General features: G+C 42.7%; 14 protein-coding genes. 7 read left to right on the top strand and 7 right to left on the bottom strand.

The window, feature by feature from the left end; translation table 11 throughout:
• Window positions 1-89 precede the first annotated feature (89 nt).
• Genes secA through D0T66_RS01365 form a run of 3 tightly spaced genes read right to left on the bottom strand, consistent with a single transcriptional unit; the run spans window position 90 to window position 6275 of the window.
• The gene (secA, locus tag D0T66_RS01375; protein WP_163355217.1) at window positions 90-3389 is read right to left on the bottom strand and encodes a preprotein translocase subunit SecA; all 3300 of its coding nucleotides are present in this window, start codon (window positions 3387-3389) and stop codon (window positions 90-92) included.
• Window positions 3390-3431: 42 nt separating this feature from the next.
• A complete protein-coding gene (locus D0T66_RS01370; RefSeq protein WP_163355216.1) occupies window positions 3432-5015 on the bottom strand; it encodes an alkaline phosphatase family protein in 1584 nt (527 codons plus the stop codon).
• A 15-nt stretch (window positions 5016-5030) separates the two neighbouring features.
• Complete coding sequence (locus D0T66_RS01365) at window positions 5031-6275, bottom strand: DUF4105 domain-containing protein (protein WP_163355215.1); 1245 nt, start codon at window positions 6273-6275, stop codon at window positions 5031-5033.
• 114 nt (window positions 6276-6389) lie between these two features.
• Here D0T66_RS01365 and D0T66_RS01360 point away from each other — a divergent pair, with 114 nt between their 5' ends.
• From D0T66_RS01360 to D0T66_RS01350, 3 genes are all read left to right on the top strand, one after another.
• A complete protein-coding gene (locus tag D0T66_RS01360) occupies window positions 6390-7634 on the top strand; it encodes a DUF5103 domain-containing protein (protein WP_163355214.1) in 1245 nt (414 codons plus the stop codon).
• Between the two features lie 198 nt (window positions 7635-7832).
• Window positions 7833-12296, top strand: coding sequence for a translocation/assembly module TamB domain-containing protein (locus D0T66_RS01355; protein WP_370520751.1), 4464 nt, complete (start codon window positions 7833-7835; stop codon window positions 12294-12296).
• Between the two features lies 1 nt (window position 12297).
• A complete protein-coding gene (locus D0T66_RS01350) occupies window positions 12298-13479 on the top strand; it encodes an SAM-dependent methyltransferase (RefSeq protein WP_163355213.1) in 1182 nt (393 codons plus the stop codon).
• Here the strand turns inward: D0T66_RS01350 and D0T66_RS01345 are convergent.
• Together D0T66_RS01345 and D0T66_RS01340 are read right to left on the bottom strand one after the other, a co-directional pair.
• Window positions 13476-14387, bottom strand: coding sequence for a dihydroorotate dehydrogenase (locus D0T66_RS01345; protein ID WP_163355212.1), 912 nt, complete (start codon window positions 14385-14387; stop codon window positions 13476-13478). The genes D0T66_RS01350 and D0T66_RS01345 overlap by 4 nt on opposite strands.
• Window positions 14375-15157: a dihydroorotate dehydrogenase electron transfer subunit gene (locus D0T66_RS01340; RefSeq protein ID WP_163355211.1), complete on the bottom strand. Its 783-nt coding sequence runs from the start codon at window positions 15155-15157 to the stop codon at window positions 14375-14377. Before D0T66_RS01340 ends, D0T66_RS01345 begins: the two co-directional genes overlap by 13 nt.
• 232 nt (window positions 15158-15389) lie before the next feature.
• On the opposite strand from D0T66_RS01340, the gene D0T66_RS01335 reads away from it, so the two are divergent.
• The gene (locus D0T66_RS01335) at window positions 15390-17261 is read left to right on the top strand and encodes a glycoside hydrolase family 2 protein (protein WP_163355210.1); all 1872 of its coding nucleotides are present in this window, start codon (window positions 15390-15392) and stop codon (window positions 17259-17261) included.
• A 171-nt stretch (window positions 17262-17432) separates the two neighbouring features.
• On the opposite strand, the gene D0T66_RS01330 is transcribed toward D0T66_RS01335, so the two are convergent.
• Window positions 17433-17918: a helix-turn-helix domain-containing protein gene (locus tag D0T66_RS01330; protein ID WP_163355209.1), complete on the bottom strand. Its 486-nt coding sequence runs from the start codon at window positions 17916-17918 to the stop codon at window positions 17433-17435.
• 671 nt (window positions 17919-18589) lie between these two features.
• Between D0T66_RS01330 and D0T66_RS01325 the strand changes: the two genes are divergently transcribed.
• The 3 genes from D0T66_RS01325 to D0T66_RS01315 are packed head-to-tail and all read left to right on the top strand — an operon-like array spanning window position 18590 to window position 22299.
• Complete coding sequence (locus D0T66_RS01325; RefSeq protein ID WP_163355208.1) at window positions 18590-20224, top strand: C69 family dipeptidase; 1635 nt, start codon at window positions 18590-18592, stop codon at window positions 20222-20224.
• A 27-nt stretch (window positions 20225-20251) separates the two neighbouring features.
• Complete coding sequence (locus D0T66_RS01320; protein ID WP_163355207.1) at window positions 20252-21283, top strand: iron ABC transporter permease; 1032 nt, start codon at window positions 20252-20254, stop codon at window positions 21281-21283.
• Window positions 21283-22299 carry an ABC transporter ATP-binding protein gene (locus tag D0T66_RS01315; RefSeq protein WP_185154800.1) on the top strand — a complete coding sequence of 339 codons (1017 nt, stop codon included), beginning with the start codon at window positions 21283-21285 and terminating at the stop codon, window positions 22297-22299. Before D0T66_RS01320 ends, D0T66_RS01315 begins: the two co-directional genes overlap by 1 nt.
• Here D0T66_RS01315 and rodA read toward each other — a convergent pair.
• Window positions 22296-23762, bottom strand: coding sequence for a rod shape-determining protein RodA (rodA, locus tag D0T66_RS01310; RefSeq protein ID WP_163355205.1), 1467 nt, complete (start codon window positions 23760-23762; stop codon window positions 22296-22298). The genes D0T66_RS01315 and rodA overlap by 4 nt on opposite strands.
• Between the last annotated feature and the right edge of the window lie 11 nt (window positions 23763-23773).

Genomic DNA, 23773 nt, shown 5'->3' with positions numbered 1-23773 from the left:
GAAACTTTTGGAGCATAAAAAAGCCCAATGAAAGCTTAATCATCGGGCTTTTTTCTTTACTATCTAAAGATTTGCTATCTTATTATTTATCAGCTGTTTTTGCCGTGGCAGTTTTTGTATTTCAAGCCGCTTCCGCAGAAACAAGGATCATTCCGTCCCGGTGTCTTTTCCACCTTTATCGGAGCCACCTTTTGCGGCTGTTGTGGTTGCCCCGGAATCTTAGGATTTCCTGCACCACCATCGTTACGGCTTTCTTTCATACGGCTGTAATCGGTTTTCTCTTCCTGCTTAGCTTCTTTCACCTGTTCAGGCTCGCGCATAGGTATTTGTCCACGCATGAGGATGGTTACTGCTTTCTGGTTGATGGTGTTCATCATTGCTTTGAACAGGTTGAACGATTCCAGCTTATAAATCAAAAGCGGATCTTTCTGCTCGTAGCTTGCATTCTGAACCGATTGACGCAGTTCGTCCATTTCGCGCAAATGCTCTTTCCATGCCTCGTCTATGGTGTGAAGAACGATTGCCTTCTCGAAAGAACGGACAACAGTCTTACCATCTGAATCATATGATTCTTTTAGGTTACAAGAGATATTGTAGATACGCTTTCCGTCGGTAACAGGAATCAGGATGTTTTCGTATTTATCACCTTGTTCTTCATATACTTGCTTGATAACCGGATTGGTAATTTCAGCCAATCTGTCCATCTTCTCTTTAAAGTTCTTGACAGCAGCTTCGAATAGCAGCTCTACAAGGTCTTCCGGTTTTTTAGAGCGGAATGCTTGTTCGTCGAACGGACATTCTACGGCCAATACGCGCAAGGTATCTATTCTCAGTCCTTCGTAATCGCCATCCGCAGAGAATTTTTCGATTAAATCGGCAGCTGTATCGTAGAACATATTCACGATATCGATTCCGATACGCTCTCCCATCAGGGCGTGGCGACGACGTTTGTAGATTACTTCACGTTGCGAGTTCATCACATCATCGTATTCGAGCAAACGTTTACGGATACCGAAGTTGTTTTCTTCTACTTTCTTCTGTGCTCTTTCCACTGATTTGCTAAGCATGCTATGCTCGAGCATTTCGCCTTCTTTGAATCCCATGCGGTCCATCATTCCGGCAATACGCTCGGATGCAAACAAGCGCATCAAATCGTCTTCCAGTGATATATAGAATACGGATGATCCCGGGTCTCCCTGACGTCCTGCACGACCACGCAACTGGCGGTCTACACGGCGCGATTCGTGACGCTCGGTACCGATAATGGCCAATCCTCCGGCTTCTTTTACTTCCGGCGCCAGTTTGATGTCGGTACCACGACCAGCCATATTGGTGGCGATGGTAACAGCACCCGGCTGTCCTGCCAAGGCGACAACTTCGGCTTCTTTCTGGTGCAATTTCGCATTCAATACGGAATGTTTTATCTTGCGAAGCGTAAGCATCTTGCCCAGCAACTCTGAAATTTCAACAGATGTCGTACCCACCAGAACCGCACGTCCTTGCGCTACCAAGTCAACGATTTCGTCGATAACAGCGGAATATTTCTCGCGTTTGGTTTTGTAGATACGGTCATTCATATCTTTACGGGCAATCGGACGGTTAGTCGGGATAACCACCACATCCAATTTATAAATATCCCAAAGCTCTCCTGCTTCCGTTTCGGCCGTACCGGTCATACCCGCCAGCTTGTTATACATACGGAAGTAGTTTTGCAGGGTAATAGTTGCGAATGTCTGCGTAGCAGCTTCCACTTTCACCCGTTCTTTCGCTTCGATGGCCTGGTGCAATCCATCCGAATAACGGCGTCCGTCCATAATACGGCCGGTTTGCTCGTCCACAATCATTACCTTATTGTCGATGACAACGTATTCGTCGTCTTTTTCGAACAATGAATAAGCTTTCAATAACTGGTTGATTGTATGCACACGGTCAGATTTTACAGAGTAATTCTGCATAATCTCATCTTTGCGTTGCGCTTTTTCTTCGTCGGTGATAGTTTCATTCTCCAATTCGGATAATTGTGCTCCAATATCCGGAAGAACAAAGAACTGCGGATCGTCGGAATTACCTGTCAGCAAGTCGATACCTTTATCGGTCAACTCTATCTGGTTGTTCTTTTCGTCTATGATAAAGAACAAATCATCGGTAACGATGTGCATATTACGGCTCTGTTCGGCCATATAATGCTCTTCCGTTTTGAGCATACCCGCCTTAATCCCTTGTTCACTCAGGAATTTGATGAGTGGCTTGTTCTTAGGCAATCCTTTATAGGAGCGGTATAGCAAGAGGAATCCTTCTTCCTGTTCCTTTTTATCTTCTGATGCAATTTTTGTCTTGGCATCGGCTAATAATTTTGTACAAAGATCGCGCTGTGCTTTTACGATAATTTCCACGCGCGGACGGAACTCTTCATATAGCTGATCGTCGCCTTTCGGCACAGGACCAGAGATAATCAACGGTGTACGGGCATCGTCAATCAATACGGAGTCAACCTCGTCGACAATTGCATAATTATGCTTGCGTTGCACCAAATCGTTCGGATTAATTGCCATATTATCACGCAGATAGTCGAAGCCGAATTCGTTATTCGTCCCGAATGTGATATCTGCCCGATATGCCTTGCGGCGGGCATCGGAGTTCGGTTGGTGTCTATCGATACAATCTACGGATAATCCATTGAACATATAGATAGGCCCCATCCACTCGGAGTCACGTTTAGCCAAGTAATCATTCACCGTAACGACGTGTACCCCTTCGCCTGTCAGGGCATTGAGGAATACCGGCAATGTACCTACAAGGGTTTTACCTTCCCCTGTCGCCATTTCGGCAATCTTACCTTTGTGAAGCACAGTACCACCAAAGAGCTGAACATCGTAATGTATCATATCCCAAGTGATTTCGTTACCTCCGGCTACCCATCTGTTGAAGTAGATAGCCTTGTCACCGTCTATTTCTACGAAATCGTGATTTTCAGCTAATTCGCGGTCGAAATCGGTCGCTGTAACTTCAATCTCTTCATTTTCGGTGAAACGGCGCGCTGTATCCTTAACAATAGAAAAAACTTCGGGAAGAAGCTGGTCGAGAATCTCCTCATATTTCTTTGTTATATCTTTTTCCAGCTTGTCTATTTCAGCCCAGATTTCTTCGCGTTGGTCGATTTCTATGGCTTCGATGCCGCTTTTTAGTTCGGCTATCTTATTCTTTTCAGCAACAACATAATCTTGTATCTGTTGTCTGATAGCTATAGTCCTTGCTCTCAATTCGTCATGCGAGAGTTGTTTTATCTCATCGTATGCCGCTTTTGTCTTATCCACATACGGGTTTATCTCTTTCAAGTCCCGTTGCGATTTATTTCCAAATAATTTGGAGAGAATGTCTGAAAATCCCATTATATATATGTTTTATTGTTTTTATTCGAGTTGTTATTTTTTTTAGAAAAGTTCGGATAGAACGTTGTCTTTTGCTGCGTTAGGAGGCCTAATCCTTAATACATGCGCCACGGAAGGAGCAATTTCGGTTGCTTTTATCGTCCTTTTTATCCTTTCGGGCTTAATGTGGCTGCCAAAGAAAATAACAGGGCAAACGACTGCATTGTTCCGCGAAACCTTTACTTTATGTGATTTATCTTGATCGTTCAGTATTTTATAGCCCGGCTGCAATTCGACGTATAAATCGCCGGAAGTTTCTTTCGAATAGCCGTTGCGGTAATACTCCATCATCGGATTCCATTCGCCATGCATCAAATCGTAAGAGGTATATACCTCCTGTACACCGGTAAATTCGGCGATGAATTCAGCCGATTTCCGTTGAATTTCCTGCAATGGAATATTTTGGTCTTCAATCAGTTTACGGTTAAGGTATATCTGATTATTGTAGAATTTGTCTACCCACGAATTAGTGCCATAGATAGCCATCAGATACATATTCAACAGGGCTTCGCACCGGTTGATGTGGAAAGAGCCTCTGTTGATAACTAAATCCGGTTCTTCGTTGCTGTCGTAATAGCCTGTAGAAGTGATAAATATAAAGGCGTTTTTCAATCCGACGGATTTATCTATCGCATCCAATAGCGCTTCGATGTCTCTGTCGAGCCTTGTATAGGTATCCTGTATTTCGATAGAATAATCTGCTATTCCCGGGAAATTGCCGGCATAAAAGGTCAGCGAAAGGAAATCGGGAGCAAGCCGCTTGCCCATATCCGCTTTCGTGAGTATTTTGATGGCCATGTCGCGCACACACTCATTGGCATAAGGCGACTTCTTGAAGAGCGCATAGGAGTTTTGATTGGTCATTTCCAGATTGTGCTGAAAATTGACGATTCCCTGCAAGTAAGGGAGCGCATTATATTGTTTGGCATCCAATAATGGATTCCAGTATTTGCCTAATTTCTGAGCCGAATAAGACGTATTGCTTTTATTTTCAGCGTCTACTACCCAGTAGAAATCACGGTAATAGGTGGTAGATGCCCATTTGCCCGAATAATCGTCTATCCAGAAGCCGCAATTACCTAACTGTCCGGCGGTTATAAGTGCCTGTGCAGATAGCGGCGCTAACGAATAAATATCCGATGAGTTCAGCGAAGCCATCTTCAATTCGTCTGTTATGGTAGAAGCTTTTATGGCAAGCGGCGAAACTTTCTCCTGCGTATAATTGCCGAGATAGTCTTCGTCGGCAAATGTCTGAATCTCGCGTTTTTCTTTTGTTATGTATTTTTTGTTGGCAAGGATGCCATGATAGAAAGGCGTAGTACCTGTATAAATGGTTGTTATGGCCGAAACGTCGTCGAGATTGGGGATGTTGAAAGATACATTTTCGTATACCAATCCCTCATTCAGCAAGCGTTTGAAGCCTCTGTCCGAGAAATTCTGTTGGAACATTTCCAGATAATCGCCCCGTAGCTGGTCGATGGTGATACCTATCACTAATTTCGGCGTTTCGCGAACCGAAGACGATTGTGCCTGCAAAGGTGCAGCAACGACAAATACGGCGACAAGTGATGTTAGTATTCTAATCATTTAAACGAATTATACTCATTTTATATAGCGGAAACTTTTCATCTTCCGCACCTTTTTTGTTGTCATTACATATGTCCCCGAAATCAGCAGTATACTCATTATGTAAGGGAGAAATGCAAATTCCAGTTTCTGTGGTATCAAACCCCATGCCAAAGTGAACAACAAAAGTGCCACAAAGTTAATAAAATGATAATAATATACGTGTTTTCTTAAAGGTTTTACGAAAAATAAACATCCGATGATAAATTGAAGCGGATTGAGCCAGACAAGATTCCAGTTCGGATTGACGCAAGGATGCTCCGAAAAGTACATCAGGAAGAATATCAATCCCCCTAAGAATCCGGCAACGAGGAATATTATGGTTGCATAAAAGCGCCCTAAAGCCAGTTTGTTTTTCTTATACACTAAATAGGAGAAAAAGGCAGTCAGGGCAAACAATATCCATCCGGCAATGAGGGGTGTATCAGATGGCATATCTGTTATATCGGACGTTTTTTCTCCCGGAATCAGTATATGTTCTGAAGCTACTAAAGGAACTCGAGTCCCGTCGGGGCGTTCGATAACTGCTCCGCGGTAAGCATTTTGCAGATAGCGTGGCAGGAAATCCTTTTGCCTGTCAGTTATGACCTTATCCGCATCTCCTCCGATAACTAAGTCTATCCCGAAACGTAGCCACGGTTTTATGTCGACGCATTCGTGAATCAAATCCCTGTAGGTCTGTTCTTTATTACTCGGTGTATAGTTTATTTTGCCGTTCACACACTGCTCCAGAATATCACGCGGACGAGTAGCGCAGTTGTCATACAGGAAATTATAGCGATATACCCGGTTCTCGGGCTGTACATTGACAATCAGAAATTCCCAAACATTTTCTTTTTCTTCCTGAGTGAGGTTTAACCGTTGTTCATATACCGCTACTCCTCTTTCTTTGAATTCGGCGAAATAGTACGACATATCATAGCCCAATACCATATAATCTGTGGCACCGGTCATAAAGCGCCCCATGAAATTGGGGGATGCGAAGTCGAATACCCCATAATTGAAAGATAAATCTATTTTTTGCACAGGGTCTTTTACGCGTATAACTGTATGACCAAAAACGGAATAGACCTCTTTCGTCCAAGGTTCGTTTGTAACAATACTTATCTCAGCCGAATCGCTTAATTCGGGTATAGTCGGTTCAATAGATTCAGCTTTTAAGTCTATAGTTGTTGCAACAAATGCTAAAAAGATAGTGATGAATAACAGTTTATGTTTCATATGTTGGTAAATAACTACTTTTATCGTTCACAAAGATAATTCTCTCAGCCATATTCACATGACTTTTTGAGTTATTTTTCTTAAATTTGTCATATTGAACAAATTGAAAATTATATGTCCAAATATATCTCCTTTCTCTTCCTTTTCTTTTCTGTGGTGGGCTTGTCTGCTCAACCCTACCGCACAACCCCCCTCTCGCCTGATATAAAGACAATTCAGGTGAACGCCGGCGAATGGGGAAGCCTTCCTGTTATTCATCTCAATGGGAATGATGCTATTACGCTCAATTTTGATTACATAAGCGATAACGCTTTCAGCCGGTTACGCTATAATATCTATCATTGCGATGCCAACTGGAACCGTAGCCGCGAGTTGTCGGATATCGATTTTCTCGATGGATTCAATGATAATCTGATAGATGATTATATTGTTTCGCTGAATACGACAGTCGATTATACCAATTATAACCTTGTTATCCCAAACAATGATGTAAAGCTGAAATTATCAGGTAATTATGTTGTGGAAGTATATAATGAGGACAATCCGCAAAAGATTTTACTTATTGCCTGTTTTTCTGTTGCCGAAACGTCAGCCAAAATTGGTTATAAAGTCTCTTCAATCACCAATATAGATGCCAATAAAGAGCATCAGCAGGTTTCGCTTTTTGTCAATCACAACCTGAATCTGCGCGACCCTGTGGGAGAACTGAAAGTTTTTGTCCGCCAGAACAACCGCCTGGATAATCAGCGTACAGGATTCAAACCGAGCATGATAACGCCGACTAAAATATCGTACGAACATAACCGGGAATTAATATTCGAAGCGGGAAACGAATATCGTCGTTTCGAGACATCGAGCCACCGCTTTAATGGTATGCATGTATCGAGTACGAAGTATCAGCCGCCGTATTATTATGCTTCCATAACTCCCGATAAAATCAGGGCAGGAAAGGGATATAGCTATGACGAAGACCAAAACGGACGCTTTATGATAAGGACTGCCGATACGGAGCAGCCGGATAATGAAGCCGACTATTTTATGACTACTTTTACATTGCCCGTCGACAGGCCTGTTGCGGGGGATGTTTATTTAAACGGGGATTTTACCTATAACTCTTTCAATACACTATATCGGATGGAATATGATGCCGTTGAAGGGGTATATTCCCTTTCCATGCTATTGAAGCAGGGTTTGTATAACTATCAATATCTGACGAAAACGGTTAATGGGTATTCTACAGCACCCATCGAAGGCAACTATTATGAGACGAGAAACGAATATTCAGCGTATGTCTACTATCGCCCGTCGGGACAGCGATACGACCGTTTGATAGGCGTCCAGACTTTTTATTCTCATTGATTTTTAGTATAAATAATCTTAATCCTTGCCAAAAGGCAGGGAAGAGTTATCTGAAATCGCCGTTTTCTCCCGTTTTTTTAATACTTTTGCATATCTTTTATATAATATCGGTATCGTATCAAGAGGTTTGTCTACATAAAGCGGTTTAAATATGTAATACTCACTACTGTAGGGATTATAGTAGGTTTATTTCTGCTTGTGTTCGGATTGCTGAATACCTCTTTCGTCCAGAATTATATGCGGGACACGATTGTAGAGGAACTACACAAGAAAATCGGCACGGAATTAGGCATCGGACAACTACATTTCACACCCTTCAATGCTTTGGAGCTTGACAGCGTCTATTTGCACGACGTGAATGGCGAACAGATATTCTTTGCAGAGAAAATATACGCCAATGTAGATATTTTGCCGCTATTGCAACGGAAGTTGGTTGTCAATGCCGCCCACCTCACCAAATTCGATATCTATTTGTCGAAAGATAGTGCCAATTCACCGCTCAACATTCAATATGTTATCGATGCTTTCAAGTCTGATACCCAGCAGTCCAATGCGACATTGCAGATAAAGCTGAATGCTATCAGCCTTTCCGAAGGTTCTTTTCGCTATGATGTCAAAGACAAGCCCCGCAAGGAAGAACGTTTCGATGCCAATCATATCTATGTGTCTGATTTAGACGGGCGTTTTGCGCTGAAATCGCTTACAGCCGATTCCCTTAATATACAAATCAAGAAGCTGAACCTGAAAGAACAAAGTGGCTTGAAAATAACCAATCTGACGAGCCGCCTCGTTACACAAGACAAGAAAGCTTCCATCAGAGGGTTCAGGCTGGATTTGCCGGATTCTTTCCTGCAATTCGACAAATGCGAGGTCGACCTTAGCAATGTGGCTACTACAAAGGATTTGCTCGATAATGCAACTTTCGATTGCATCATCACTCCTTCCTACATTGCACCCAAAGATGTTGCCGCCTTTACTCCGGCACTGCGCTATTTCACCGACTTAATTACCTTACAAGCGCGGATAACCGGTTCGGTCGATAATATCAACATCCAAGATTTGCAGCTGAACTACGGCGAAAAGATGCAACTGATATCGAATATCGAGATAAAAGATACGCGCTTCGCCGACAAGATGTATATTCTGGGCAGTATAGATGAGTTGACCATGACCGGAACGGAAATTGAAGGCCTCAGAAATAACTTCTCTAAGAACAATATCAGGCTACCCAATTCGATAAGGGATTTGAATTTAGTCTCCTTCGAAGGGGATATATCCGGCTATCTGAATCAGCTAACTGCTTTCGGTAGTTTAGAGAGCGACTTGGGAATTGTCAACACCGATGTCCTTTTCGGCTTCGATGCCGACAATGGCGCTACTAAATTCTATTTGCAGGGAGGCGTATATGCTTCCAATTTTCAGATAGGTAGACTGCTAAGCAACAAAGACTTGGGCAAAGTGTCTGTCGATTTGGAAATCAATATGAAAGAACCAAAGAACGGCGGATTGCAAGGTAGCGCTGTAAGCATCATTCGCGACATGGATTACAAAGGATATACGTATGCCGATGCTGCTATAGACTTCACATACGATGGTCTGAAAATGGAAGGAAAGCTGAACATAGACGACCCTAACGGGATGGTTGCCATAGAGGGACTTTTCGACTTATCGGACAAGGAAAATCCCGAATTAGACTTTTTTGCATCCGTCAAAAATGTAAAAATGGGCAATCTTCACCTTACGGAAAAGATGGACAATTCGGACCTCTCCTTTTCTATAGATGCCAATTTCCAGGGGAAGAATATCGACGATGCGCAGGGCTATATCAAAATCGACTCTATCGACTTCTTCCGGGGCGACCAGCATTTCTTCTTGCAGGACTTCCTTATCGAAGCTTCGGGTATATCCACCGACCGTAAATTGACGATACAATCCGACTTATTCAACGGCGAGGTATTGGGAGCCTATTCTTTCACGACTATGGCCAGCAGTATTCAACAGACATTGCATGCCTACCTCCCGGCATTGGTGAGGGAGCTTAAATCGGACGAAAAGAAAAGAGCCGATATAAAGGATAACAATATGAACTTCCATTTCCAGATAAACAATACGGAGAAGTTGAGCAGCATATTGAATCTCCCTGTGACTGTTGTCAACCAGTCGAAGATAACAGGCTTTTACAATAACCGTTCGGAGAAATTCCGGCTCGAAGTCTTTACGCCATTTATCAAGGCGGCAGGGATGAATATAAAATCGGGGTATGTATTGGTGGAGAATCCTAAAGATAAAATCAATTCGCAGATAGAGGCATTAATATTGGGTAAGAATAATGCTATCACCAAGCTCGAAATAGCATCTGATGCCGAGAATAATGAAGTCAGCAGTAAAATCAACTTTTCGAATGATGGCAAGCAAAAAGCGAAGGGGGAATTTTCTTTATCCGCCCTGTTTGCTAAGGAAGGAAATGACCCGTTGAATGTGGATATAAATATCCTGCCGAGCTCTTTACTGATGAACAATGCCCAATGGAACTTGTACGAAACAAAAGTCTCTATCAAGAAAGACTGGTACAATATCCGCAATTTCAAGATAGAAACGGAAGACAAAAACCAGAATATATTCATAGACGGCACTTATGCTAAGAATGACAGCCGACAGATACTCAAAACCGAATTGAAGAATATAGACCTACACTATATATTCGAGACATTGGCAATCGATGTATTGAAGTTCGGAGGACGTTCAACAGGACGGGTTTTTGTTTCCAGCACCGAGGGTAAGCCGTATGCCAACACCCGCCTGAATGTCGATGATTTTTCCTTTAATGGTACTCCGCTCGGACACCTCAATCTGTTCAGCGAGTTCGACGAAGACACAAAAAAGATTATGATGAGCGGTGTAATCACCAGTGCCGAAAAGAAGATAACCAACGTCGACGGAGAGATAGATCCTATCAAACAGGGCTTGTCAATGAATTTCGAAGCCGATAGTCTCGATATCAGCTTCCTGAATGCCTATACGTCATCCTTATTCAATAATGTTTCGGGGAGAGGGTCTGGGAAAGTGCGCTTGTTTGGTAACTTCTCCAAAGTAACTGTCGAAGGGGATGCCTTTGTCGAGGATGGCCGCATTGGTATTAATTTCTTGAATACACAATATAGCTTTACCGATAGCGTACATCTGAAAAGCGATTTGATATACTTCAATGATATAGCCTTTCATGACGATTATGGAAACACCGCTTATGGCAACGGGAAAGTGGCACATAATATGTTTACCAATATATCCTATCATATCGACCTTTCGGCGGAGAATTTTTTGCTATACAATGCTACGGAAAAGCATAATCCTATCTTCTCGGGTAAGGTATTCGGTACAGGAAACGGCGTAGTCAGCGGCGACGAGCAGGCAGTAGTGATAGATGTCAACATACGCACCGAAAACAAGACCGAAGTCCGTATGAACTTTATGGATAACTCTATCACCGAATATAACTTCATCACCTACAAATCAAAAGACGAACCGAAAGCGGAAGAAGAAACCGATATACAATCAGTAGGTCAACCGATACAGACGAAATCACCGATGGATATCGATATGAGATTCTATATCGATGCCACGCCCGATGCGGTTGTTGAGCTTGTGATGGATCCTGTAGGAGGCGACGTCTTGAGAGGATCGGGTACAGGAGCGCTACGCTTCAACTGGTCTACAAAAGCTCCTCCTCGTTTGTATGGTAATTACCTGATAAACAGGGGTAGCTATCTCTTTACCTTCCAACGTTTGCTCGAAAGAAAGTTTGTTATAGAAGACGAAAGTACTGTACGTTTCGACGGCGATCCGTTCGAAGCGATGCTGAATGTGAATGCGGTGTACAAGATAACGGCCAATTTGAACGACCTTAGCAGTTCGTTAGCGGAAACATCGGGGCAGTCTAACATTCCGGTCAATTGTATTCTGAACCTCACAGGCCCGTTGAGACGACCGACCGTAAAACTTGATTTGGCTTTCCCTGCGGCTGTGCCGGAAGTTGAACGCCAAATCAAAGTCTATTTAGATAGCGAAGATATGATAAACAGGCAAGTGGCCTATCTATTGCTGTTGTCGAAATTCTATACGCCTGCCAATAGTGAAACGGAATACCGTACAACAGGCTTTGCCTCTGTTGCATCAGCTACACTTTCGTCGCAACTGACACAGATTGTGAGCAAGCTGGATAACCGTTGGCAGTTGGGGACGAATATCCGTACCAGCGACTCGGAAATGACCAGTACCGAAGTAGAACTGATCCTGTCGAGCCAGCTCCTGAACGATCGGCTATTGATCAATGGTAACTTCGGGTATCGTGATGATCCGACGATAGAAAAGGACGCTTTCATCCGCGATATAGAGATAGAGTACCTGCTCAATAAGTCGGGCACATGGCGCGTTAAAGCTTATAACCGCTACAATGAGAAGTATTATTACCATGCTACCTCTGCCGAAGAAACGCAAGGAGTGGGTATCAAATATAAACGGGACTTCGATAAGGTAAGCGAGTTGCTCCCGTGGAAGAGAGAACCCAAAGAAGAACCGGCATTGCCTGCAGATACCTTAGTCCCTATCATTCCCGATTCGATACAGAAAGGCAGTCCTTTGAGTAGCTTTATCAAACTGAAATGATATGCAGCTATCTCCTGATACTAAACGGTTTATAGAAGAGCATGAATCGGATGATATTCATTCGCTTGCTTTGCATGCTTCCCGTTTCCCCCAAGTAGATATGGCGTTGGCTATTCAGCAGATAAAAGGCAAACAGATAGCCAAAGAGAAGATTCCAAGTTGGTACAAAGTCTCGGATATCCTTTATCCGAAGCACCTTTCGATGGAGCAATGCTCATCGGAATATACGGCACGTTACAAGGCAACTTTGCTCTCCGGCAGCAGCTTGGTCGATCTCACAGGCGGTTTCGGGGTGGATATTGCCTTTTTGTTCCCGCAATTTAAGGACGCGACCTATGTAGAGCAACAAGAGGAACTTGCAGGCATTGCACAACACAACTTCGCTGTATTGAATCTCGATATACAGGTTGTCAATGCTGATGCTGTTGATTATCTGCATCGTATGACGGCTGTCGACTGCATCTATATTGATCCGGCAAGGCGTGATATCAAAGGCCGGAAAATTGTTTCGATAGAAGATTGTACGCCTAATCTTCTCGAGATAGAGCCGCTACTGGAGGAGAAAGCCAAGCGAACGATGATAAAATTATCTCCTATGCTCGATATTTCGCTGGCTGTTAAGTCTTTGAAAGGTATCGCCGAAGTACATATTATCAGTCATAACAATGAATGTAAAGAGTTGCTATTTATCAAAGATAGTGCTCAGGTAATGGAATCGCCTCGATTACAATGTGTTAATATCCACCATGATAAGACAGATATTTTTAGCTTTAGCAGGGAAGAGGAAGATGAGATCAACCTGCACTATACGAATGAGATAGGAAGATATTTGTACGAGCCGAACAGCTCTGTACTCAAAGCCGGTGCTTACAAGAGCATTGCCCAATATTATGGTATTGACAAACTACACGTTAATAGTCATTTATATACGTCTGATAATCAGATAGATGGGTTTCAGGGAAGGGCGTTCGAAGTTGTGGCAGCTACCACCCTGAACAAGAGCGAGTTAAAAGACAAACTGGGTAATATTAAGCAAGCTAATATTTCTACCCGAAATTTCCCCCTTTCACCGCAAGAATTAAAGAAACGTCTGGGGTTAAAAGACGGAGGCAACACCTACATCTTCGGCACAACTTTAGGCGATGGGCATAAGGTGCTTATCATCTGCCGGAAAGCCGATTAGACTTCCAATGCACCAATCAACTCTTTGACCGAAGATATACCGTTCCGGTCTAAATATTGCTTAATTCCATCTACTACCTTCACCGATATAGTAGGATCTATAAAATTGTAAGTCCCTATCTGAATGGCTGTTGCACCTGCCAAGATGAACTCGATAGCGTCCTCCCAACAAGAGATTCCACCCATACCGATAATCGGAATTTTAACGGCATTGTATGTCTGCCATACCATCCGCACAGCGACAGGTTTTACGCACGGACCTGACAATCCGCCTGTTACGGTCGATAGTTTCGGGCGTCGTCTGTGAATGTCGATAGCCATTCCCATCAACGTATTAATCAGCGAAACCGAGTCTGCGCCTTCGGCCTCTACGGCACGGGCTATCTCGGTTATATCCGTTACATTAGGCGACAATTTCACGATTAAAGGGCGGTTCCAGACCCTACGGACAGCTTTTGTAACAGCCGCCGCCGATGTAGTGCAAGTTCCGAAAGCCATGCCGCCTTCTTTTACATTGGGGCAGGAGATATTCAGTTCTATGGCCGGAATTTTGTCCAATTCAACCAATCTTTCGGTGCATGCTACGTAATCTTCGATAGTCGATCCCGATACATTTACGATTATGTTGGTATCATAATCCTTGATTTCGGGATATATCTTTTCGGCGAAATAGTTTACCCCTTTGTTTTGCAATCCTACAGCATTGAGCATGCCCGATGGCGTTTCCGCCATACGGGGATAAGCGTTCCCTTGACGATCATGTATGGTCGTACCTTTTACACAAATCCCTCCCAAACGGGACAAGTCTATAAAATCTGTATACTCCTTTCCGTTTCCGAAAGTTCCGGAAGCAGTCATTACAGGATTTTTCAAAAATAAATTTCCGATATTAACTTTTAGCTTATCCATTTCAATTTATTAATGTTAAATACGGGACCATCAGTACAAGCGCAAAGATTCCCTTCGCGCGTATTCTCTACACAGCACAAGCAGACCCCAAATCCGCATGCCATCAGGTTTTCGAGAGATACCTCGCACGAAATATTATGTTCAGTAGCATATTTGGCAACGGCAACCATCATCGGCTTAGGGCCACAGGTATAAATTGCCGAAAAAGTTTCACTTTTCAAAATCGAATGATCAATAACATATCCTTTTTCGCCATAACTGGCATCCTCGGTTGTGCAGAAAACTTTTCCAAATTTGTCAAACTCGTCTAATTGTAGCAGATCATTTTTGGATCTTGCACCCAATAAAAAATGAGGCATAATTCCCTTTTCTTTCAACTTTGCTCCCAGATATAGCATAGGTGCTGTTCCAACTCCGCCACCAATAAGCAATACTTTTGCCTCCGGATTTCCATCGGGAAGGGTAAAAGAATTACCCAACGGGAGCAATAAGTTGAGTATATCACCTTGTTTTGCTTCACACATTTTGCGCGTACCGTCTCCAATTTTCTGAACAAGCAGCCAAAGCTCGTTTGTCGCTTTATCTACAAAATTGACTGAAATAGGCCGCCGGAGAAAGGTGGTAGGCGAATCATCTACCCGAACCTGCACAAACTGTCCCGGAAACATCTCGGGAAGCGGGCTTTGGTCTTGTGTTGTCAGCTTTATCAGGCTGTAATTCTGGTTTAGTTGCTCATTAGCAGTAACAACCAAATCGAGCATTGTTTTCATTCGGTATATTTTTTTACTTTAATCGAGTAACAAAGTTAATACTATAATAAGGAATAAAAGCGATAAAAGGGCGACTTTTTGTATTTTTCTTTTCCGAAGGATTATTTAATTTAATGTGTGACTCATAACATATTCATTTATATTATTTCTTTTCTCGGGAAAAATCTGTAGATTTACATACCTTTAAGAGTAACCTGAATCCCTATTTTTATAACCTCAAATTCTAATGAAGATGAAAAAAATTATCCACTGCATTGCAGTAGTATTTTTTTTATTTGCAGGCACTTATAATGTCACGGCTCAGCAAGTAAAAAAGTTTACACTTCCTACCCCCTGGACAGAAATCGCATCCCAAACGGAAATCCCGCTGCCCGAGTATCCGCGTCCTCAGATGGTACGTACACAATGGCTTACCCTCAATGGCAAATGGGATTATATGGGAGGTAGCGATCTCTCCAATCCGGTAACGGCAAGTGTTCCTCCAAAATTCGGTGCTAATGCCGAACAGATATTAGTTCCCTTCTCTCCCGAAGCCGAATTATCGGGCATCAACCGCAAAGCTGAAACAAACCTCTGGTATCGCCGGACACTCACTATCCCAAAAGACTGGAAAGGTAAAAGGGTTATATTGCATTTCGGTGCGGTCGACCGTATAGCCACAGTCTTTGTTAACGACAAAAAAGTCGGCAGTCATACAGGAGGATATACCAATTTCAGTTTCGACATAACCGATTACCTGAAATCAGGCGAAAATATGCTCGTCGTAGGCGCATGGGACCCTAACGACGGCAAAGCAGCTTCGGGCAAGAACGGCCCAAGAGGAGACTATACCTTTACATCCGGCATCTGGCAAAGTGTCTGGATAGAACCGGTTGCAAAAGAACATATCTCACACCTGAAGTTGATTCCCGATCTGGTAAATAATCGTCTCGAAATAGAAGTTACGGCCTCGGAAAAGAATCTGCAAATATCAGCTGTTGCCCTCGATGGAAACCGAAAAGTGGCAACCAAGGAAGGCCGCACGGGTACTAAATTTTACTTACCCATTTCCAAACCTAAACTATGGACACCTGACACGCCTTTCCTATACGATCTGAAACTTGAACTGAAAGATGCCAAAGGTAAAGTCGTCGATCAGGTAGACAGCTACTTCGGGATGCGTTCGGTATCACTCGGCAAAGTGGACGGAGTAACCCGTACACTACTCAATGGCGAGTTTATTCTCCATTTAGGGCTTTTAGACCAAGGATACTGGCCCGATGGCGTCCTTACTGCTCCCACCGAAGAAGCTTTACTTTACGATATCGAATTGGCTAAACGTACCGGTTTCAACGTTATCCGCAAGCATATCAAAACCGAGCCTATGCGCTGGTACTATCATTGCGATCGCTTAGGCGTTCTCGTATGGCAGGATATGCCTAATATATGGGAGCCCGACGGGCAAGACTCTGTAGCTGTCAGGACGCAATTCCGCGAAGAATGGAAAGAGATTATCGACCAGTTGATAAGCGTGCCTTCTATCGTTACATGGGTACCATTCAACGAGAACTGGGGGGCATTCGATGTGAAGGAAATTACGGACTGGACAAAGCAATATGATCCGTCGAGACTTGTAAACGGTAATTCCGGCTACAACTACGCACCCGGCTATCGCCCTGCATATGGCAATCCCGGAAATGGCGACTTTGTGGACAGACACAATTATGGTCCAATAAACGAAGAGCATACGCCTAAGCCCGAGGAAAACCGTGCTGCCTCCATCGGAGAATTCGGAGGGAAAGGCCTTTTTGTCAGAGGGCATATGTGGCCGGTTCGCAACAATTCGTACGAAATAATGATAAGCAAGGATATCCTTTCCGACACGTATGTGACGCTCTTGAATACGGTCGAGCAAATGATGATTTATCAAGGCATAAGTTGTGCCATATATACGCAGACTACCGATGTAGAGCACGAGATAAACGGCCTTGTGACTTACGACCGGCAAGTAGAGAAAATGGACTTCGACAAAGTAAAAGCCATCAACGAAGCCATTATACAATCGAGCAAAGAACTGAATAAAAAGACCACTGATTACAGTAAACAGAGGGAATATCCTCAATAAGAGAATAGAATAACTCCAATGGTACAAAAGTTCCTTATAGTAATATAGGGAACTTTTTTTTTCGAGCATTTATTCATCGGAGATATCCGCCATGAATCTTACGGGAAGTTATTGGCTTTTGAATATACGGATATTGGGATCGAATTTTGATAAAGAAAGTAAGATTATTATCTATTTATTAGCTTCGAACGTCTCGAATGTGTTGTCGGAGTAATATACGATTATTTTAGTGATTTTCTTTTCAGGTGCTTTTTGATAGATAATCTCTTGTTTTATAGGCTCTTTTACTACATTTTCGGGGGTGTTAACTATATTTTCCTTGCGATATTCTGTTTTTTCCGCCCTTTCCATCGGATTTATCGCAGCCTGAGAGAATAAATCCATCCCTTCTGTGGGGAAAGCGGGTGTTTCCTGATGGGAATCGATCAATGGCGTTCTATCCGTTCCGGGTTTATACATCTCTCCGTTCCCGGTCAATAACCAATCGGAATTGACATAGGGTAACTTGCTCAAGATACGTGTAGCCACATCCAAGCTCGGATTATTACGCCCATTCAGTATATGCGATATTACCGCACGGCCAATATCCAACATATCGGCAAAAGCTGATGGAGTGAGTTGCTCATTCTCCATAATAAGGCGTATCCGTTCTCTCATAATTTTAAGATTATAGATGTAAATAATACAAATACAAATGTATAAAATAAGAATCACATTTGAAAACCAAAATAAATTACATTTGTTGTTTATATTTGTATCTATGCTGTATTCAAAAGTAAACAAGCAGTAATATACAACCGTAAATATAGTTGAAGTTATGATTTAATAAGTAGTTATAATTATCTTATTTATAGCAGTATAATATATTAGTTATTGATGAATATAGCCGATTTTAAGAGGTAAAACGTGATTTCGCCCGTTTTGTTAAAGTAAAACTTTAAATTGCATATATCATATACTGATTTATATGTAATTATATGTATTAATAATGTAGTTATTAAGCTTGCTCTCTATGCATAGTTACTTTTGTATATACGGCTGATCATCTGTATTTATTTTTGTATTTATACTTTAATAATATTCATTTATATATGAATACATCTATATATATTTATATACAACTCTGCTAGTTTACAATTGTTATTCAGAATTTGCCAGAATCAACTATATTCTTTCCATTTGTAAACACCCCCGAAATATTAAAAATGTTGTTTTATCGCTGCTTTATCTCTTTTGTGAGGGATATCTTTATTCTTATATTGCATAATAATAATTATCTTTACGCAAACAACAGAAAAATAACCTATCAATATCAAATAATAAGAAATATGAAGACATTCTATTCGATTATCCTATTATTAGCCATAGGTATTCTTCCGGTTTTTCCTTGTACTAATTTTTTAGTAGGAAAAGCCGCCTCTACCGATGGTTCGACTTTCATCAGCTATTCAGCCGATTCTTATGCTTTGTATGGAGAACTGTACCATTGGCCGGCTCGCAAATATCAACCGGGCGAAAAGCTCAAAGTGCATGAGTGGGATACCGGCAAGTTTCTGGGCGAAATAGACCAGGTAGAACGAACTTATAATGTTGTGGGTAATATGAACGAGTTTCAGTTGGCTATAGCAGAAACAACATTCGGCGGACGCTCGGAACTGGAAAACCCCGAAGGAATAATCGACTACGGAAGTTTGATATACATAACACTTCAACGGGCTAAAAACGCCCGCGAAGCGATTCAGATAATGACCGGATTAGTCGAAAAATATGGCTATTACAGTGGAGGCGAATCCTTTTCTATTGCCGATCCGAACGAAATATGGATATTGGAAATGATTGGCAAAGGGCGTGGCAACAAAGGCGCTGTATGGGTAGCTGTCCGTATCCCGGATGACTGTATAGCTGCTCATGCTAACCAAGCCCGTATACAGCAATTTCCGTTGAATGATCCTGAAAATTGCCTGTATTCACCGGACGTTGTATCTTTTGCCCGCGAAAAAGGTTATTATTCAGGTACAGATGCCGATTTTAGCTTTGCGAAAGCTTACAATCCGCTTGATTTCGGTGGACAACGCTATTGCGAAGCCCGTGTATGGAGCTTCTTCAACCGTTTCAACAAAGACATGGCTAAATATGTATCGTACGCATTGGGTGTGACCAACGATCCGATGCCTTTGTATATCAAACCGGATAGGCAGCTGTCATTGAGTGATGTAAAGGAAATGATGCGCGACCATTACGAAGGAACAGCTTTGGACTGGAGCAAGGACGTAGGTGCCGGCCCGTTCAATAGCCCATATCGCTGGGCTCCACTGGAATGGGAAGTGGATTCGGTGAAATATTGCAATGAACGCCCGATAGCTACGCAGCAAACAGGATTTACTTTTGTTGCCCAGATGCGTTCGTGGCTGCCGAATCCGATAGGAGGAATCCTTTGGTTCGGGATGGACGATGCCGCACAGACGGTATATACACCGATGTATTGTTCGATAACGGAAACGCCTGAATGTTTCCGCGTTGGAAACGGCGATTTATACACTTTTTCGTGGACATCGAGCTTCTGGATTCACAACTGGGTATCTAATATGGTATATTCCAAGTGGGATTATATGTACCCTGACATGAAAAAGGTACAAAGGGAATTGGAATATAAATTCGATAAAGACCAGATTGAAACGGAGAAATTCGCATCCGATATGTTCGAAAAGCATCCCGATCAGGTAACAAAATACCTGACCGAGTATAGCTGCGACCAAGCGCAATATGCTTTCGACAAATGGAAAAAACTCGGTGAATTCCTATTAATTAAATATATGGATGGAGTTGTGCGCAAAGAGAAAAACGGTGAGTTTATCCGCAACGAGCATGGGCAAGCATCATCGCCGCAACGGGTAGGCTATCCGGACAAATTCTATCGTCAGGTAGTGAAGGAAACCGGCAATAAATATAAAGTCATCGAGTAATATAACAACGAGCATATCATTGAAACCATGTCTAAAGGGCTGAAATATAGTCTTCTATTTCTTTTACTGATAGTTGTACTGTTTGTCCTGAATTTATTTTTCGGTTCGGCTACTATACCGGCAGATGCTGTGATAGATATCCTGTTGGGAAAAGAAGCTGAAAGACGGACATGGCCGATAATCATATTCGAATCGCGTCTCCCGCAAGCAATAACAGCATTGTTTACAGGAGGCGCGATTGCTGTATCGGGGCTTTTACTGCAAACAGCTTTCCGAAACCCTTTAGCCGATTCGGGAATATTGGGTATCAGTTCGGGGGCAAGCCTTGGGGTAGCTGTTATTATTTTGCTGTTAGGCGCAGGAATCGGCTCTACAAGCGGGTTCTCACTCTCCTACTCTATGACTGTCGTTTTCGGGGCTTTTGTCGGTGCCGCCTTGATACTCATCATCATTATGGGCTTTGCCTCCATAGTCAAGAATAACGTTATGTTGCTCATTATTGGGATAATGGTGGGGTACCTGACATCGTCTGTTATTTCCATCCTCAAATTCTGGAGCACGAGCGACAATGCTTTCAGCTATATGATGTGGGGAATGGGTAGCTTCGGCAACGTTTCCATCGAGCAATTACCATTCTATTGCATTGTTGTAGCTATTGGGTTATTCTTGTCTATTTTGTTGATTAAGCCGCTGAATGCTTTGCTCTTAGGTGAACGCTACGCCGCCAATTTAGGCGTAAATATCAAAACAACACGCCTTTTACTGCTTATCTGTGCCGGATTGCTCACCGCTATAACCTGTGCATTCTGCGGCCCTGTGGGATTTATCGGGTTGGCAGTTCCACATATTGGGCGCTTACTTTTGGGTACTTCGAATCATAAATCGCTATTGCCTGTTACGATTTTTATCGGTGCGGCATTAGCTCTTTTGTGCAACTTGATTTGTGTGCTTCCGGGCAACAGGGGAGCATTGCCTTTGAATGCCATTACACCGATTTTTGGTGTTCCGGTAATCCTGTATGTTATTATTAATCAGAAGAAAATACAATATTTCAATTGATGAACCGGGAAGTTATTATATCGGCAGAAAATATTGCTATCGGGTATCACAAGACAAAACAGCACGATACCAACTGCTTATATTCCGATTTATCGTTCGAATTGTATAAAGGCGAATTAGTCTGCTTATTGGGGGCTAACGGGGCAGGCAAGTCTACCCTACTCCGCACGATAAGTGCTTCACAACCTGTGCTTTCGGGAGAGATTTCTCTCGAAGGGAAAAGTATACAAAGCTATAAGGAGAAAGACCTTTCCAAGCGGATGGGGCTTGTGCTTACGGATAAGACTTCGGCAGGAGGATTGACTGTCAGAGAATTAGTTGAATTGGGGCGCTATCCATACACGGGCTTCTTCGGGCAATTGGATGAACAAGACAAAGCGATTGTCAATCAGGCAATTAAAGATGTCGGTATCGCCCATAAAAAAGAGGCTTATATTGCTGAACTTTCTGACGGAGAGCGGCAAAAAGCCATGATAGCCAAGTCATTGGCACAGGAATGTCCTATTATCCTGTTGGACGAGCCTACCGCTTTTCTGGATATAACAAGCAGTATAGAGATTATTTCGCTTCTGCACCAATTAGCTATTAATCAGCAGAAAACAATACTTTTGTCTACGCATAATGTCGATTTGGCTTTGCATCTCGCCGACAGATTGTGGCTTTTATCGCGCGAGAAAGGTTTGCAATGTGGTGTTACGGAGGATATTGTTTTATCCGGTGCGATGGATAATTTCTTTGATAGCGAAAATATTGTATTCAACGATGAATCGGGCGTTTTTCTGCCTAAAGTGACGGGGACAAAAAAAGCTTTCATTCAGGCGGATACGCCATTACTGCACTACTGGACAAAGAACCTATTAGCCAGATACAATATACAAATGTCAGATAAAGAGGACGATACAGCCTTAAAAATAGCCGTCCACTCTCCTACTCTTATCCGATTATCATCTGATAATGAGACTGTTGAAATAAATAGCTTTGAGCAATTAGCCGAATGGCTGAGAAAGAATAACTAAGCAGTCCTTCTTTTCCTTGTCATATCTATCCGCAGAAAGACGAATAGCAATATGGTGAATCCCCACAGAGACGAGCCTCCATAGCTGAAAAACGGCAATGGTATTCCTATCACGGGCGTCAGCCCAATCACCATGCCGACATTGATAGCCAAGTGAAAAAAGATTATCCCCGCGACGCAATAGCCATATACCCGCCCGAAGGCGTTTTTTTGCCTCTCGGATAAGAATATCAGCCGGAGAATCAATGCGACAAAGAGCGCCAAAGTGGCAACTGTCCCAATAAATCCTTCTTCCTCGCCTACTGTACAAAAAATGAAGTCGGTATCTTGTTCGGGGACGTATTTCAATTTTGTTTGTGTCCCATCCAGAAAGCCTTTCCCTGCGAAGCCACCCGAACCGATTGCTATCTTGGACTGGTTGACATTGTAACCGGCGCCTTTTTTATCTTCTTCCATTCCCAACACCACCTTTATACGTACTTGCTGGTGAGGTTTCAATACATCGTTGAATATATTATCGATAACGGAAACGAATGCTATACTCATCACCACTACTGCTATGATGCCGAGATAAGATAGTGCCCGTTGTTTGATCGTGAGAACTATCAAATAGATCGTTAATATGCCGATTGCCACTAAGCCAACAATTCCCCAGTTGACAGACAAGCCGAATTTGTAGAGCAGATAAGCAGCACCATATATCAATGTCCCTCCTATCAATATATTACGCGGAACACCTTTACCTTTTTTTATATATACTCCTACTAAAATAGCACTAATTACGACGACCAACACTGTCGTTATAAATTCGCCCTGCGTGAGTAAGCCCATATCTGTTTCGGAATATTTCAGTCCGATGATGAAAAGTACAACAGTAGCTAATCCGGCAAATAAAACAATTCCCGGAAGCCCCTGACGATACAATACGAGCATAAAGGATATAAATACGAGTGCCGAACCTGTCTCCTGTTGAAGAAGGATGAGCGACATAGGCAAAGCAATCATCGCACATACAATAGTCAGGTTCTTGACATTCATCAATTTAAAATTGTATGAAGACATAAACTTCGCCAAAGCTAATGCTGTCGCAAACTTGGCAAATTCAGCCGGTTGCAGGCGTATATCGTTTGTTATGACCAGCCACGATCGAGAGCCTTTAATATCAGGTGCGATAAAAATAGTGATAAAGAGCAGCAACATCAATCCCGCATAAACCAAGTAAGCAAAGGTATCGAATGTACGGGAATCGAGTTTCAATATGACAAAAGCAAGGACGATGGATGTTCCCATCCAGACTAACTGTTTGCCTGCACGTCCCGAGAGGTCGAACATTGTCTTCACGTTTTCGTAATCGTAGCTGGCACTGTATATGCTTATCCATCCGGCTACAATCATGACGAGGAACAATACTATTGTTACCCAATCCACGCTACTCGTTATACTGTCTTCTTTTCTTTCGTACATAGTTGATCCTG

This window comes from Dysgonomonas sp. 25 (genome assembly GCF_010501075.1).
GTDB lineage: Bacteria > Bacteroidota > Bacteroidia > Bacteroidales > Dysgonomonadaceae > Dysgonomonas.
The sequence above is the reverse complement of the archived record's forward strand: the minus strand, read 5'-3'. Positions and strand labels throughout refer to the sequence as shown.

What these genes read in the sequence shown, in the direction of transcription:
- D0T66_RS01370 (WP_163355216.1), bottom strand. Translation starts at nt 5,015, where the DNA reads ATGATTAGAATACTAACATCACTTGTCGCCGTATTTGTCGTTGCTGCA.
- D0T66_RS01360 (WP_163355214.1), top strand. Translation starts at nt 6,390, where the DNA reads ATGTCCAAATATATCTCCTTTCTCTTCCTTTTCTTTTCTGTGGTGGGC.
- D0T66_RS01345 (WP_163355212.1), bottom strand. Translation starts at nt 14,387, where the DNA reads ATGGATAAGCTAAAAGTTAATATCGGAAATTTATTTTTGAAAAATCCT.
- D0T66_RS01330 (WP_163355209.1), bottom strand. Translation starts at nt 17,918, where the DNA reads ATGAGAGAACGGATACGCCTTATTATGGAGAATGAGCAACTCACTCCA.
- D0T66_RS01325 (WP_163355208.1), top strand. Translation starts at nt 18,590, where the DNA reads ATGAAGACATTCTATTCGATTATCCTATTATTAGCCATAGGTATTCTT.
- D0T66_RS01315 (WP_185154800.1), top strand. Translation starts at nt 21,283, where the DNA reads ATGAACCGGGAAGTTATTATATCGGCAGAAAATATTGCTATCGGGTAT.
- D0T66_RS01350 (WP_163355213.1), top strand. Translation starts at nt 12,298, where the DNA reads ATGCAGCTATCTCCTGATACTAAACGGTTTATAGAAGAGCATGAATCG.
- D0T66_RS01340 (WP_163355211.1), bottom strand. Translation starts at nt 15,157, where the DNA reads ATGAAAACAATGCTCGATTTGGTTGTTACTGCTAATGAGCAACTAAAC.
- D0T66_RS01335 (WP_163355210.1), top strand. Translation starts at nt 15,390, where the DNA reads ATGAAAAAAATTATCCACTGCATTGCAGTAGTATTTTTTTTATTTGCA.
- D0T66_RS01365 (WP_163355215.1), bottom strand. Translation starts at nt 6,275, where the DNA reads ATGAAACATAAACTGTTATTCATCACTATCTTTTTAGCATTTGTTGCA.
- D0T66_RS01320 (WP_163355207.1), top strand. Translation starts at nt 20,252, where the DNA reads ATGTCTAAAGGGCTGAAATATAGTCTTCTATTTCTTTTACTGATAGTT.
- secA (WP_163355217.1), bottom strand. Translation starts at nt 3,389, where the DNA reads ATGGGATTTTCAGACATTCTCTCCAAATTATTTGGAAATAAATCGCAA.
- rodA (WP_163355205.1), bottom strand. Translation starts at nt 23,762, where the DNA reads ATGTACGAAAGAAAAGAAGACAGTATAACGAGTAGCGTGGATTGGGTA.